15 protein-coding genes and 1 tRNA gene are annotated in these 13,875 nt (G+C 70.5%); 8 read left to right on the plus strand and 8 right to left on the minus strand.

The features are described 5' to 3' along the window. Positions 1 to 6 precede the first annotated feature (6 nt). A complete protein-coding gene (locus ABNG04_RS10375) occupies positions 7 to 1,527 on the minus strand; it encodes a PAS domain-containing sensor histidine kinase (protein ID WP_371162348.1) in 1,521 nt (506 codons plus the stop codon). 153 nt (positions 1,528 to 1,680) lie between these two features. Between ABNG04_RS10375 and ABNG04_RS10380 the strand changes: the two genes are divergently transcribed. From ABNG04_RS10380 to ABNG04_RS10390, 3 genes are all read left to right on the plus strand, one after another. Next, positions 1,681 to 2,847: a pyridoxal-phosphate-dependent aminotransferase family protein gene (locus tag ABNG04_RS10380; protein ID WP_371162349.1), complete on the plus strand. Its 1,167-nt coding sequence runs from the start codon at positions 1,681 to 1,683 to the stop codon at positions 2,845 to 2,847. A gap of 78 nt (positions 2,848 to 2,925) precedes the next feature. Continuing rightward, positions 2,926 to 4,035, plus strand: coding sequence for a guanosine monophosphate reductase (locus tag ABNG04_RS10385; RefSeq protein ID WP_371162350.1), 1,110 nt, complete (start codon positions 2,926 to 2,928; stop codon positions 4,033 to 4,035). Positions 4,036 to 4,145: 110 nt separating this feature from the next. Next, on the plus strand, positions 4,146 to 4,865 hold the full coding sequence (locus ABNG04_RS10390; protein ID WP_371162351.1) for a class I SAM-dependent methyltransferase: 720 nt from the start codon (positions 4,146 to 4,148) through the stop codon (positions 4,863 to 4,865). A gap of 51 nt (positions 4,866 to 4,916) precedes the next feature. On the opposite strand, the gene ABNG04_RS10395 is transcribed toward ABNG04_RS10390, so the two are convergent. After that, a complete protein-coding gene (locus ABNG04_RS10395; protein ID WP_371162352.1) occupies positions 4,917 to 5,654 on the minus strand; it encodes an SDR family oxidoreductase in 738 nt (245 codons plus the stop codon). Between the two features lie 89 nt (positions 5,655 to 5,743). Further along, positions 5,744 to 6,091 carry a hypothetical protein gene (locus tag ABNG04_RS10400; RefSeq protein WP_371162353.1) on the minus strand — a complete coding sequence of 116 codons (348 nt, stop codon included), beginning with the start codon at positions 6,089 to 6,091 and terminating at the stop codon, positions 5,744 to 5,746. 117 nt (positions 6,092 to 6,208) lie between these two features. On the opposite strand from ABNG04_RS10400, the gene ABNG04_RS10405 reads away from it, so the two are divergent. Next, positions 6,209 to 7,144 carry an SDR family NAD(P)-dependent oxidoreductase gene (locus ABNG04_RS10405; RefSeq protein WP_371162354.1) on the plus strand — a complete coding sequence of 312 codons (936 nt, stop codon included), beginning with the start codon at positions 6,209 to 6,211 and terminating at the stop codon, positions 7,142 to 7,144. 26 nt (positions 7,145 to 7,170) lie between these two features. Here the strand turns inward: ABNG04_RS10405 and ABNG04_RS10410 are convergent, their stop codons facing one another. Both ABNG04_RS10410 and ABNG04_RS10415 read right to left on the minus strand, forming a co-directional pair. Next, complete coding sequence (locus tag ABNG04_RS10410; RefSeq protein WP_371162355.1) at positions 7,171 to 7,389, minus strand: YgaP family membrane protein; 219 nt, start codon at positions 7,387 to 7,389, stop codon at positions 7,171 to 7,173. A gap of 93 nt (positions 7,390 to 7,482) precedes the next feature. After that, positions 7,483 to 7,806, minus strand: a complete 324-nt coding sequence (locus tag ABNG04_RS10415; RefSeq protein ID WP_371162356.1) for a hypothetical protein — start codon at positions 7,804 to 7,806, stop codon at positions 7,483 to 7,485. Positions 7,807 to 7,971: 165 nt separating this feature from the next. Between ABNG04_RS10415 and uvsE the strand changes: the two genes are divergently transcribed. Continuing rightward, a complete protein-coding gene (gene uvsE, locus ABNG04_RS10420; protein ID WP_371162357.1) occupies positions 7,972 to 8,865 on the plus strand; it encodes a UV DNA damage repair endonuclease UvsE in 894 nt (297 codons plus the stop codon). A gap of 143 nt (positions 8,866 to 9,008) precedes the next feature. On the opposite strand, the gene ABNG04_RS10425 is transcribed toward uvsE, so the two are convergent. After that, positions 9,009 to 9,082: transfer RNA gene (locus ABNG04_RS10425), tRNA-Lys, on the minus strand. 212 nt (positions 9,083 to 9,294) lie between these two features. Between ABNG04_RS10425 and ABNG04_RS10430 the strand changes: the two genes are divergently transcribed. Together ABNG04_RS10430 and ABNG04_RS10435 are read left to right on the plus strand one after the other, a co-directional pair. After that, positions 9,295 to 10,761, plus strand: a complete 1,467-nt coding sequence (locus ABNG04_RS10430) for a DHH family phosphoesterase (protein WP_371162358.1) — start codon at positions 9,295 to 9,297, stop codon at positions 10,759 to 10,761. Positions 10,762 to 10,832: 71 nt separating this feature from the next. Next, the gene (locus ABNG04_RS10435; protein ID WP_371162359.1) at positions 10,833 to 11,039 is read left to right on the plus strand and encodes a DUF8145 family protein; all 207 of its coding nucleotides are present in this window, start codon (positions 10,833 to 10,835) and stop codon (positions 11,037 to 11,039) included. Positions 11,040 to 11,091: 52 nt separating this feature from the next. Here ABNG04_RS10435 and ABNG04_RS10440 read toward each other — a convergent pair whose 3' ends face one another. Beyond that, a complete protein-coding gene (locus ABNG04_RS10440) occupies positions 11,092 to 12,066 on the minus strand; it encodes a nucleotidyltransferase family protein (RefSeq protein ID WP_371162360.1) in 975 nt (324 codons plus the stop codon). A 108-nt stretch (positions 12,067 to 12,174) separates the two neighbouring features. Between ABNG04_RS10440 and ABNG04_RS10445 the strand changes: the two genes are divergently transcribed. Beyond that, positions 12,175 to 12,483: a transcriptional regulator gene (locus ABNG04_RS10445; protein WP_371162361.1), complete on the plus strand. Its 309-nt coding sequence runs from the start codon at positions 12,175 to 12,177 to the stop codon at positions 12,481 to 12,483. A gap of 16 nt (positions 12,484 to 12,499) precedes the next feature. Here the strand turns inward: ABNG04_RS10445 and ABNG04_RS10450 are convergent, their stop codons facing one another. Further along, complete coding sequence (locus tag ABNG04_RS10450; protein WP_371162362.1) at positions 12,500 to 13,810, minus strand: response regulator; 1,311 nt, start codon at positions 13,808 to 13,810, stop codon at positions 12,500 to 12,502. Between the last annotated feature and the right edge of the window lie 65 nt (positions 13,811 to 13,875).

Consider the following 13,875-nt stretch of genomic DNA (forward strand, 5'->3'; position numbering starts at 1 on the left):
GGCGGCTCAAGCCGACTCGACGCCGGTGACCTCGAAGCGAGCGCCCCCGTCTTCTGACTCGACGACGCGGATCGCCCAGCCGTGCGCGTCGACGATCTCACCGACGATGTTCAGGCCGAACCCCGTCCCGTCGGCAGTCGTGGTGTACCCGGTCTCGAACACCCGGTCACGCTCGTCCTCGGGGATCCCCGGTCCGTCGTCGGCCACGTAGAACCCGGAGCCGTCCGCGAGCGAGCCCACCGTCACGGTCGCGTCCTCGCCGCCGTGTTCCGCGGCGTTGCGGAAGAGGTTCTCGAGGAGCTGGCGGAGCCGCGCCGCGTCGGCGAGGATTTCCCCACCGTCGACCGCGGTCTCGAGAGTTCCGCGCCGCGTGTCGGCCGTCTCCCACGCGTCGGTCGCGGTCGCGACGAGGTCGACGGGGCGCGGGTCGTCGACGGCGTCTCCTTCGCGCGCCAGCGTCAGCAAGTCGTCGATGAGCGTCTCCATCCGCGAGAGTGACCGCTCGACCGGGTCGAGGTGGTCGCTGTCGCAGTCGTCGGCCAAGAGGTCCAGCCAGCCCCGCGCGGTCGTGAGGGGGTTCTGGAGGTCGTGGCTCACGACGCTCGCGAACTCGTCGAGCCGGTTCCGCTCGCGTTCGAGCCGCTCGGCGGCGCGCTGTCGCTCCAGCTCGTAGCTCACCCACCGCGTCAGCAGTTCGACGAACGTCCGTTGGGTGTCGGTGAACGGCTCCCCGCGAGGGGTCGTCGCGGCGAAACAGAGGGTGCCGTACTGCTCCCCGTCGACCGCCACCTGTCCGCCGAGGTACGTCTCGAGGCCGAACGTCTCGTAGGCCGGATCGCTCTCCCATCCCTCGTCGGACGCGTCGACGACGGTCAACAGCGTGTCGCGTTCGATCGTGCGCTTACAGTACGCCTCGTCGAGGGGGCACGTCTCCCCCGCTTGGAGCAACGGGTGGTCGGCATGAGAGACGACGACGCGTTGTTTGCCGTCCTCGATCCGGGTGAGGAAGCCGTTCGGCACGTCCAGGTACTCACAGCCTAGCCGCAGGATGGCCTCGACCTTCTCCTCGAACGTGCGGTCATGGTCAGACGAGACCGCGTACAACTGCTGGATCGCTTTGAGGCTCTCCCGCTGTCGCCGCTCCAGTTCACGCCGCTCGGACACGTCCCTGAGGTACACGGAGAGCCCGTCGTCGTCGGGGAACACGCGCACGTCGAACCACGTGCCCAGCGGCTCGTAGTACGAGTCGAACGAGACGGGTTCTTGTGTCGCCATGGCGCGGTGGTACTCGTCGTAGAACTGCGTCTCTGCCGAGCCGGGGATCGAGTCCCACAGGTGGCGGCCCTCGACGGCACCGTTCGCGCCGACGGCCTCGTCGCTCATCGCGGACCGGAGGATCCGTCGGCCGGCGTCGTTGGCGTACGTGACGGTCCAGTCCGCGTCGAGGGCGAAGAACCCGTCCGCCATCCGGTCGAGGACCGTCTGGAGGTCCCGTTCCGAGTTCGAGCCACGCGGTGGGCCGGGCATGGGTCAGTGTACTCGTCCGGGCGGCTTAGTTGCCCGGGATCGATGCGCGAACGGACCGGGGGCGAAGGATCGACGTCGTTCGATCGGGCGGCTCCCGTCGCCGCAGATTCCCGGTTCCGTCGGGTTTTTCACGTCGCTTTCCGGATCCGAGGTATGTCGAACTCCCACGTCGAGCCCGGCGTCGACGAGCGACCGCCCGAGGTCGGCGAGCTGACGCCGCCGGACCGGACGCTGATGGGTCCGGGTCCGAGCGACGTCCACCCGCGCGTCCTCAAGGCGATGAGCACGCCGCTCGTCGGCCACCTCGACCCGTCGTTCGTCGAGATCATGGACGAGGTCCAGGAGCTGTTGCGCTACACGTTCCGGACCGACAACCGGTGGACCATTCCGGTGTCCGGGACGGGGTCCGCGTCGATGGAGGCCGCGATCGGCAACCTCGTCGAGCCGGGCGACACGATGCTGGTCCCGACGAACGGCTACTTCGGCGGCCGGATGAAGTCGATGGCCGAGCGGGCGGGCGGCGAGGTCGCCGCGGTGGACGCCCCGTGGGGCGAGCCACTCGACCCCGTCGACGTCGAGCGCGCGTTCGACCAACACCAGCCGGACGTGTTCGGCTTCGTCCACGCGGAGACCTCGACCGGCGTCCGCCAGCCGAACGTCGACGAGCTGACGGACATCGCGCACGCCCACGACGCCTTCGTGATCGCGGACTGCGTCACCTCGCTCGGCGGCGTGGAGATGCGCGTCGACGAGTGGGGCGTCGACGCCGCCTACTCCGGCCCGCAGAAGTGCCTCTCGTGTCCGCCGGGCGCGAGCCCGCTCACGCTCAACGACCGTGCGATGGACAGGGTGCTCGACCGCGAGGAGCCGGCCCGCTCGTGGTACCTCGACCTCTCCCTGTTGGAGGGGTACTGGGGCGACGACCGCTCGTATCACCACACCGCGCCGATCACGAACGTGTACGCGCTGCGCGAGGCGCTCCGCCTCGTCGCCGAGGAGGGCATCGAAGAGCGGTGGGCGCGCCACCGCGAGGTCGCGAGCGAGCTGAAGACGGGGCTCCGCGAGCTGGGCCTCGAAATGAACGCGCCCGACGAGTACTGGCTCCCGAGCGTGAACGCGGTCCGGGTGCCCGACGGGGTCGACGACGCCGCCGTCATCGACCACCTCCTCGCGGCGTACGACCTGGAGATCGCCTCCGGCCTCGGCGACCTGGAGGGCGACATCTGGCGGATCGGCTGTATGGGCCACTCCGCCCGCCCGAAGAACGTCGAGTACGTCCTCGCCGCGCTGGAGGACGCGCTGGCCGAGCAGGGGTACTGACGGGTCTTAGCGGCGCGAACCCCGAGTCTCGCCGTATCGAGAGACTTTTGCCCGTCCGACTCTCTCCTCGCTAGGGGTATGAACGATCTACGAACCGGGCTGAGCTACGGGGACGTGCTGCTCGTCCCGCAGCGGTCGCCCGTCGACAGCCGGAGCGACGTGGACCTCTCGACGCGGCTCACGCCGAACGTCGAACTCGAGACGCCGCTGGTCTCGGCGGCGATGGACACCGTCACGGAGGCCGAGCTGGCGATCGAGCTCTCGCGCGCCGGGGGGCTCGGCGTTCTCCACCGCTTCCTCACCGCCGACGAGCAGTCGGCGCAGGTCGAGCGGGTGGCCGCGGCCGGCGAGCAGGTCGCCGCCGCGGTCGGCATCAACGAGGACCACCTCGCTCGCAGCGCCGCACTGGTCGACGCCGGCGTGGACGCGATCGTCGTCGACGTCGCGCACGGGCACCTCGACCGGACGATCGCGGCCGTCGAGGAGATCGCGACGGAGTTCCCGGAGACGGACCTCGTCGCGGGCAACGTCGCCACGCCGGCGGGCGTCGAGGACCTCGCGGCGGCCGGGGCCGACTGCGTGAAGGTCGGCATCGGCCCAGGCTCGCACTGTACGACCCGGAAGGTCGCCGGGGCCGGCGTCCCGCAGCTGACCGCGGTCGACGACTGTGCGACCGCGGCCGCGGACCTTGACGTCACGGTCTGCGCCGACGGCGGGATCCGCACCTCCGGCGACGCGGCGAAGGCGCTGATGGCCGGGGCCGACACGGTGATGCTCGGGAGCCTCTTCGCCGGGACCGAGGAGGCCCCGGGCGCGGTCGTCGAGGTCGACGGCACGCGGTACAAGCGGTCGCGCGGGATGGCGACGACCGCCGCCGCGGAGGACCGGGACGACAAGGGCGCAGACGTCGGAGCCGACGAGGGCGTCGAGGCGCTGACGCCGTACAAGGGGCCGGTGGCGACCGTCGCCGAGGAGTTCTGTCAGGGGATCCGCTCGGGGCTCTCGTACTGCGGCGGGCACACGATCGAACGCGCCCGGGAGCGCGCCGAGTTCATGCGCGTCGCCCCCGGCGCGAAGGAGCGCGAGGGGTTCCACACCGACGACGACTGGGAGGGGATCAGCGTGGACAGCGAGACGAAGCGGGTCGCCGACTCGACGGGCGGGTCGGCGGCCGAGAGCGACGACTGAACGGTCGACCGCGTCCGGTTCCGTCGCCGGCTGACACGGCGTGCGACTAGGTGCGTCACTGTGTGACGATCTCACGAACCGCTTTTCACCGTGAGCGGACAGTCCGGCGTATGGCCGACGCCTTCGGACGCGCGATCCGCGACCACCACCGCGGCGAGCGGACGGAGCCGCTCTACCAGGGAGACGGCGAGACGGTCCGCGAACACCCGATCGAGGCGTTCTATTTCGCCGAGTTCGACCCCGACGACGAGGCGGGGTCGTGGCTAGCGTCCCGGCTGGACGGCCCGCTGGTCGACCTCGGCGCGGGCGCGGGCCGCCACGCGCTGCGGTTTCAGGAGCGGTTCGAGACGGTGGCCGTCGAGCACAGCCCGGCGCTCGTCGAGACGATGCGGGACCGGGGGGTCGAAGACGCCCGCGAGGGCGACATGTTCGCCCTCCGCGAGTCGTTCGGGCGTGACCGGTTCGCGTCGGCGCTCGCGATCGGGACGCAGATCGGGCTGGCGGGGTCGATGCGCGGGCTCTCTGCCTTCCTCGCCGACCTCGCGTTCGTCACGACGCCCGACGCGACGGCGGTCGTCGACTGCTACGACCCAGTCCACCCCGAGGCGGCGGACTTCCTCGGGTACCGCGCGGATCCGACGCCGGGGCTCGCACACCGCGTCATGTGGTTCCGGTACGACGGGGAGACGGACCCGACGCTCCAATTCAGGCTGTTCTCGCCGGACCGACTCCGCGAGGCCGCCGTCGGGACCGACTGGGTCGTGGACGCGATCGACCGCGAGGGCTCCGGCGACGGTCCGCACTACCGGGCCGCGCTCCGGAAGCGCTAAGCGACCGCCGGGTCGAATTCTCGGGATATACCGGCCTCGCCAGGTCGGGCCCTACAGCGCGTCGGCGAACTTGTCCCGCCGGAAGAGGTCGATCTCTTGGGCCGTCGAGCCGGGCCGCGACGCGGCGAAGGCGATCGCCTCCGCCACCTCTTCCGGCTCGGTGACGCTCCCCGGCTCGAACCGCTCCTCGAACGGCTCGCCGTCCTCGCTGCCGAACTCCGTCCGGACCTCCGAGGGGTTGACCACGGAGACGGCGACGCCGTCGTCGCCGACCTGCGCCGCGACGCTGTGGGCGAACCCGCGGACCCACCACTTCGTCGCGGCGTACACGGGGTTGAACGACCGCGGGTACTCCCCGGCGAAGCTGCCGACTGCGACGAGGCTCCCCTCGCTCTCCGTGAGGTGCGGGAGCGCCTCGCGCGTCAGGAAGAACGCGCCGTCCACGTTCGTCTCCTGCATCACGGAGTACTCCTCGTCCGTCATCGTCGCTACGTCGCTCCCGCGGGCGATCCCCGCGTTGACGACGGCCACGTCGAGGCCGCCGAATTCCTCGACCGCCGCCTCGACCGCCGCCGCCGAGGTCGCCGCGTCGCGCACGTCGCCGGCCGCGACCACGGCCTCAACGCCGTGCTCGGACCGCACGTCCGCCGTGACCGATTCGAGGGCCTCGCGTCGCCGCGCCACGAGAACGACGTTCGCGCCGCGCTCGGCGAGCGCGTGCGCCGTCGCCTCGCCGATGCCCGAACTCGCTCCGGTGATCACCGCCGCCGCGTCGTCGAGAGTCGTCATGTACGGGCCGTGGTCGACGGGGCAGCAGATAAAGGATCCGCGGGGCGGGGCTCACGGCCGGCCGCCGCTCGTCGCCGCCGGCGCGACGATTACGGGTCGGCGCGAGCGGTCGTCTCCCCCTCCGAAGCGTCGTCGAGTCCGCGCAGCACGTGCGCCAGCTCCCGCTCCACGACCGCGACGGCGTCCTCGACCGCGTCGAATCGATCCGTGCCGACGCTCGAACAGTCGACCGTCTTGTCGAGCCGTACCGCGCGCTCCGTGAACAGCTCTGGGCGGACGGTCAGCTTCGCCGCCGTACAGGGGCTCTCGTCGCTCGGCAGTCGGTACTCCACGGTGCCGGTGGTGTCGGCGGTCCGGGTCCACTCGCCCGGCGCCGGGGGGAGTCGATCCCGGAGCTCGTCCGGGTCCGCGGCCGTCTCAGCGGTCTCGAGGTCCATGAGTGAGAGTGGGACAGCGTCGGCATATCGGTTACGGCGGGGGCCGTCGCGTCCGGCCGCCAGGCGCGGCGGTCCGACCGTGGCCGCGCTCAAGTGCGTCCAGGCTCAACGATCGGTATGACAAACGATCCGGAGCACATCGCGAGCGTGGCGGACGTCGACTGTCGCGGCCGCCAGGCGCTCGTGACCGGCTCGACGAGCGGGATCGGTCGCGCCGCGGCGCTCGCCCTAGGGCGGCTCGGCGCCGACGTGATCGTCCACGGCCGGGACCGGGAGGCCGGAGAGGCCGTCGTCGAAGCGCTCGCGGCCGTCGGCGCCGACGGCCGCTTCGTCCGCGCGGACTTCGCCGACCCCGACTCGGTGCGCGAGCTGGCCGCGACCGTCCGCCGCGAGACGGACGGTCTCGACCTGCTGATCAACAACGCCGGCGGGTTCTTCCGCGACGGACGGCTGACCGACCTCGGCGTCGAGTACACGTTCCACGTCAACCACCTCTCCCCGTATCTGCTGACGGCGGAGCTGCTCGACCACCTCCGACCGGGCGCGCGGGTCGTCACCACGGCGTCGGCCGCGCACCGCGGCTCGGAGCTCGACCTCACGCGGGTACGGACGGTCGACGGGTACTCGGCGACGTGGGCGTACGGCCACTCGAAGCTCGCGAACGTGCTGTTCGCGGCTGAACTCGCCGACCGCCTCGACGCGGCCGACCGCGACATCACCTCGAACAGCGTCCACCCCGGCGCGATCCCGGGCAGCGGCTTCAGCCGGTTCCTCCCGGGACCGGTCTCGCGCGTGCTGGGGGCGCTCGACGGCCTCCCGTTGGTGACGAGCGTCGCCGAAGGAGCCGCCGAACTGCTCGTGCCGGCCGTGTCGCCGGAGACGGCGACCGTTTCTGGGCGATACTTTGCGGATCGAGAGCCGACGGCGCCGTCGCGCGCGGCCCGGGACGAGACCGCCGCCCGCCGGCTGTGGACGGTGAGCGCGGACCTGCTCGGCGTCGAGCCGCCCCTAGCGGCGGCGCCCGAGCGCGACGCGGCGGCGGACGGCGGGTGACGATCCGGCGGGCGATTGCTCGGCGGTCAGTCCACCGGACAGCGGTCGATCCCGAGCGCGCGGTAGAGCAGGCACCGGCGCGTCGCGCCCTCGACGACGAGCACGGCGCCGGCGATCGCGAGTCCGACGCCCGAGACGACCGGCACGCTGACGTCCGTCGTCGCGACGAGGAGCGCGAGGACCCCGATGGCGACGCCCCCGACGATCCGCGCGACCGCGTCGATCCGGCCGACGTTTCGTTTCATGGGCGATCGTCGGCGCCGCTCGGTCAAAAGCGTTGAGCCGTTCGTGAGCGACCGCCGACGGTGACCCGAGCGGCGGGCTGTGGCGCGTTGCGGTCAGGGCTCGTCGCGCCACGCGAGCGACCGCTCGTCGTACCGCTCGACCGCGGGGCGTCCCTCCGCGAGCATCGCGTCCGCGACCGCGATCGCCGCCTCCAACTCGTTGGCCGAGAGGTGTCTATACGCCGGCCGTCCCGAGACGTGCTCGTCCCACCGACCGCCGAACGCGTTGTCGAGCGCGACGCGGGCGAAGCAGTGGTCCTCGCGGATCGGCCAGTCGCCCGCGTCCCTGGCCCGCGCCGGAAGCTCGCGGTTGACCTTCCGGTCGTACTCCGTCCGCAGCGCGGTGATGTCGACGCCGTCCAAGGTCTCCTGTCCCATAGTCGTCCACCCGCCGCCGCGTCCGAACGGCCGTCGCGTTCGGTCGCCCCCAGCAGGTCGGTACGGCGACATGTACGCCCGTGTCGCACAAGACGGTTACGCGGACGCGGTCGGACGGCCGGACGCACCGAACGCGTCTAACCCTCGGCGCCCGAACGGTCGGTCATGCTCGGATACGCCGCGATGAACCGGACGCTCCGCGAGCGCGACCCGCCGCGGCGCTGTAACCGGGACATCCGCAAGCGGACGTGGGAGGCCGAGGGGATCGAGCGCGTCGCCGAACTCGCCGAGCGGAACTTCGAGGACCTGCGGGCGATCCTGCGGTGGAACCGCGACCGCGACGTCGACTTTTACCGGTGTAGCTCCACGCTCGTCCCGTGGAACTCGCAGTTCGAACTCGACGAGCTCCCGAACTACGAGCGCGTCCGATCTATCGCGACCGACTGCGGCGAGATCGTCCGGTCGAACGACATGCGGCTCACCTTCCACCCGAGCCACTGGTGTAAGCTGGCGAGCGAGTCGAGCGACACGGTCGCGCGGTCGGTCGAGTCGGTCGAACACCACGGGCGCTGGCTCGACCTGATGGACTTGCCACGGTCGCCGCGACACGCCATCAACGTCCACATCGGCGCGCACTACGGCGACAAGGCGGCCACGGCGGACCGGTTCTGCGACGTCGTGACTGACCTCGCGCCGCCCGCCAGGGATCGGCTGGTTGTCGAGAACGACGACAAGGAGTCGCTGTTCGGCGTCACCGAACTCGTCGACGCGGTCGCGTCCGACGCCGGGATTCCGGTGACGTTCGACTACCACCACCACGCCTTCACCGACCGCGGTCACACGTACCGCGAGGGGTTCGAAGCGGCCCGCGAGACGTGGGGCGACGTCAGGCCGATCACGCACTACTCGGAGCCGGCGCGGCTCCACGGCGATCCGGAGGCGGCGCCGCAGAAACACGCGCGCCACGTCGCGAGCGTTCCGGAGTGGCTCCGGGCCGAATCGGACGTGATGATCGAGTCGCACGGGAAGGAGAAGTCGGTGCTGCGGCTTCGCGACTGATAATCGCGACTCCAAAGGAAGACGGTCGCGGCTCCGAAGACAGGCGGTTGCGGCTACGAGGGTCGACGGTGAGCCAACGGCGCCGTCTCGAACCCAACAAAAACGGCTACGCTGCGGGGTGAACGGCGGCAACAACGAAGGAGCGGGCCGGGCGCGATTTGAACACGCGACCGACGGATTAAGAGTCCGTCGCTCTCCCTAACTGAGCTACCGGCCCTCACAAGTTCGTACCCGGGTCACGCTAAAAGGCCTTTTCATTCGACCCCGTCGGCGCTCAACGGACCGCAGTGGAATCGCACGAGTGCGACGGTCTCGCGTCCGGAGTCGTGAACGCTTCTCCGGCGCCGGAGGCGCCGGATTTCCGGCCCCGTCGACGGGGGCAACGCCGAGAGCGCACTCGTTAAGTGTCGTGCCGCGGAATTCCCTCCAATGAGTAGTGGGGCATCCGGATCCGCGCGGACCCGATACGCCATTCTCGGCTGCGGAAGCGTCGGCCACGCCGTCGCGGAGGAACTGACCGAGCGCGGCAAGGACGTCCTCATCCTCGACCGCGACGAGAGCCGGGTCGAGGCGCTCCGCGACCAGGACCTCAACGCGCGCGTCCAAGACATCGCCGAGCCGGACGTCGTCGACGAGCTCGCCGACCGCGACATCGTGCTGATCCTCGCCAGCGACGTGGAGGCAAACAAGGCCGCCGTCTCGGCGGTCAGGGAGACCGGCGGCGACCACTACCTCGTCGCCCGGGCCTCCGACCCGGTCAGCGAGGACGAGCTGCGCGAACGCGGCGCGGACGTCGTGATCAACCCCTCGACGGTGATCGCCGACAGCGCGCTCCAGTCGTTGGAGACGGGCGAGCTGGAGTACATGGCCCGCCAGCTGGCGGAGATCATCGAAGAGGGCGGCGACCGGATGGCGATCCTCACCCACGACAACCCGGAGCCGGACTCGATTGCGTCCGCGACCGCGCTCCAAGCGATCGCGGAGGCGTTCGGCGTCGACGCCGACATCATCTACTCCGGCGACGTCGGCCACCAGGAGAACCGGGCGTTCGTCAACCTGCTCGGGATCGACCTGCTTGCCCGCAGCGAGGCCCCGCCGCTCGCGGAGTACGCGACGGTCGCGGCCGTCGACCTCGCGAAAGCCGCCGCGGAGGACCTCGATCTCGACGCCTCAGTCGACATCTACCTCGACCACTTGGAGGCCGAGGTGCCGTTCGACGCGCGGTTCGTCGACGTGCGGACCAACGTCTCCTCGACGTCGACGATCCTCACGAAGTATCTCCAGGAGTTCGACCAGTCGCCCTCGGAGGCGGTCGCGACCGCGCTCCTCTACGGGATCCGCGCCGAGACGCTGGACTTCAAGCGGGACACGACCCCCGCGGACCTGACCGCCGCCGCGTACCTCCACCCGTTCGCGAACCACGACACGCTCGAGCAGGTGGAGTCGCCGTCGATGAGCCCGGAGACGCTCGACGTGCTCGCGGAGGCGATCCAGAACCGCGAGGTCCAGGGGAGCCACCTCTTCTCGACGGCCGGGTTCATCCGCGACCGCGAGGCGCTCGCGCAGGCGGCCCAACACCTCCTCAACCTAGAGGGGATCACGACGACGGCCGTGCTGGGGATCGCCGACGACAGGATCTACCTCGCGGCCCGCTCGAAGGACATCCGGCTGAACATCGGTAACGTGCTCGACGAGGCGTTCTCGGAGATGGGCGACGCGGCGGGCCACTCCACGCAGGGGTCGCTCGAGATCCCGCTCGGCATCTTCACGGGCATCGAGGCGAGCGGCGAGAACCGCGACACGCTGCTCCACCTCACCGAGGAGGCGGTCCGGCGGAAGCTGTTCGACGCGCTGGGCGTCGAAGGCGGGAGCGGCGACGGGTCGAACGGCTCCTGAGCCGCCACGGTCGCCGACCCCCGCCGCGGCCGTTTTCCGGCTCGGGAGCGTAGCGTCGACCGACACGCCGTATGTACGTCCCCGAGGACCCGCCGGCGAGCTGTCCCGCCTGCGGCGACCCGTACGACTCGGTTTCGCGACACACCGGCGGCTTCGTCGCGAACCTACTGGACAACGAGCGCTACCAGCGGGTCTGTTTCTACCCCGCGACCGACGGCGGCGACCCCGCGTTCGACTGCTACCACCACACGCACGCGCAGGCCGGGACCGACGAGTGAGCAGGCTCCGAGAACCGAGCCCGACGACCGGCGGCGGCCGCGGCGACTCCCGCTAGAAGTCGTCGCCCTCGGTGATCGAGGTGTACGAGCCGATCAGCGCGCCGGAGAGGTCGACGCCCGTCAGGGTCGCGCCCGTGTCGATCACGGAGTTGCGGATCTCGGAGTCGCCGATCGTCGCGTCCGGGAAGACGACGGCGCGGTCGAGCGTCGAGTCGGTCACCGTCGCGCCGTCCATCACGTGGACGACGTCGCCCAGGTCGCTGCCCTCGACGGTCGCGCCGTCGGCGACGAGCGTCCCGCCGTCGAGCGCGTACTCGACCGCGTCGAGGTAGCTGTCGGCGGTGCCGATGTCGAACCACGCGCCGTCAAAGGTGAACGCGTTGACCGCCCCGCGCTCCTGGAGCCACTGGAGGAACCAGCCTGGCTCGTCCGGGTTCTGGCCGTTTTCGAGGTAGGTCGTGAGCTTCGGGAGCGTCCCGGCGGGGAACCCGTAGCAGGCGATGGAGACGAGCGTCGACTCCGGATGGTCGGGCTTCTCTTGGAAGTCGATCACCTCGTCGCCCTCCAGCTGGACGAGCCCGTACGACTTCGCGCGCTCGCGGTCGCCGACATCGTAGGCCGCCAGCGTCGGCGTCCCCTTGTCCTCAAAGAAGTCCGCGAAGTCGCCGAGATCGAAGCTGATCATGTTATCGCCCGCGACGACGATCAGGTCGTCGTCGACCTCTTCGCGCTCGATGAGCTGTTCGAGCGCCCCCACGACGCCGAACTTCTCGTCCTCCTCGACCGTCTCCTCGACCGACAGCGTCGGCTTCTCGAAGGGACTCTCGTCGAGGTAGTCGGCGAACGTGTCGGCGAAGCGCTCGTTCGTCGAGACGAACACCTCGTTCACCCGGTCGTCCGCCTCCAAGTCCTCGAATATCTCGTCGATGACGGTGTTCTCGCCGACCGGGAGGAACATCTTCGGCCGGTGCTCGGTGATCGGCCAGAGTCTGGTCGCGTAGCCACCTGCGAGTACGACAGCTTTCATACTCCTCCGTCTCACCCCGGTGACATACCTCTTGTGCCCGCGTCACCGCCGGGTGGTGCGCCGGCGGCGTCCCGGGCCGTTTTAGCCGGCGCGGGGCGAAGGCGGCGCATGGAGACGACCCGCCAGCGGATTGCCGACGCGCTCCGGGAGGAGCCGCGGACGGCGAGCGACCTCGCGGCGACGCTGTCGCTGCCGACGCCGACGGTATACGAGCACCTCGAACACGTCTCGCGGTCCGTCGCCGACGAGAGCGGATCCGAAGCGGGCAACGGCGACGCAGACGAGGAGTTCCTCGTCGCGCCGCCGACCTGTCGCGACTGCGGGTTCGACGGCTTCGACGATCCGGTCAACGAGCCGTCGCGGTGCCCCGAGTGTAAGAGCGAGCGGATCGAGGAACCGGCGTTCGTGATCCGCTGAGCGGTCGGTCAGCGGCTCACTGCGCCGCGACGACCGCGTCGCAGCGAACGCCGCCCGGAATCCGCCGCATGAACAGGTCGATCCCGTACATCGCGTCGCCGGCGAGGCCGACGTCGAACGGTAGTTCGGCGACGCAGCACTCCTCCGCGGACTCGGACCGCGGGTCGCGAACGAGCACTCGGAAGCCGTCGGCCGTCGTTCGGGCGTCGATCGCCACCGCGTCGACCTCCTCCCCTAGCGCGGCTTGGAGGATGTTTCGGACGGCGAGGACGACGGTCGCACGGTCGCGGTCGACGGACCCGTCCGGTTCCACCGTCACAGTCGCCGTCCCCGAGAGGCCGCTCTGTGACACCGCTTCGCCGACGGCGTCGGAGAGCTGTACGGGGCGGGTCGAATCGGGGGTGGCCGGCGACGAGTCGCCGGTGTCGAGCGCTTCGAGGACCTCGGCGAAGTGCGTGTTCGCGGTCGACAGGAGCTGGGCGTCCAGTTCCGACGGCGGGCGCGAGAGGATCCGGCTCGCGGCCTCAACGCGGCTCCGGACCGCCTGGGGGGCCGCCGCCTCGTCCGCGCCGGTCGGCTGGATGAGCCCGAGGATCGCGGGCTCGCCCCGGTAGGTGACGCGGCTCCCGACCACCGTCGCCTGAAACGTAGAGCCGTCCGCCGCCAGGAGGTCGACCGTGTATCTGACGCGGTCGTCGTCGCCGGACTCTCGCCGTCGGATCGCCCGGACCACTCGGTCCCGGTCGTGCGGGGCGACGATCGACGACACCGATTCGCCCACGAGTTCGTCGCGCCGCATCCCGAGCATCTCGGCGAGGCGGCGGTTCGCCAGCTTGAAGCTCCGGTCCTGTGACAGCCCCGCGCCGATCAGCCGCTGTTCGAACAGCTGCGAGTACCAGTCCTCGACGCGCTCGCGGTCCCGTCGTTCCCTGAGTCGCGTGACGCACGTCCTGATCCGGTTCGCGAGGAGTTCGTACTGCTCTTTGCCGCCCGTCTTCTGGAGGTAGTCGGAGACGCCCGAGGAGATCGCCTCGCTCGCGATGGCCTCGCTGCCGCGCCCGGTGAACAGGATGAACGGCTTCGACGGGTAGCGCTCGCGGACGGCGTCGAGCAGTTCGAGGCCGTCGACGTCGGGCATATCGTAGTCGCTGACCACGCAGTCGAACGTCGACTCGTCGAGTCGGTCCAGCGCCGCCTCGGCGGAGGTGACGCCGACGGCCCTGATGTCGTCGTGCTGTTGGTCCAAGATGTCCGCGGTAAGCGTCGCGAACCCCGGCTCGTCGTCCACGCAGAGGACGCGTATCGGCGGCCGGTCGGCCATAGACATGTGTTCACACGAGACGCGATCGTTTAATAACTATTGTATATAGTATCGGACTATTTTGCCGCGAA

The organism is Halorubrum miltondacostae, assembly GCF_041379815.1.
GTDB lineage: Archaea > Halobacteriota > Halobacteria > Halobacteriales > Haloferacaceae > Halorubrum > Halorubrum miltondacostae.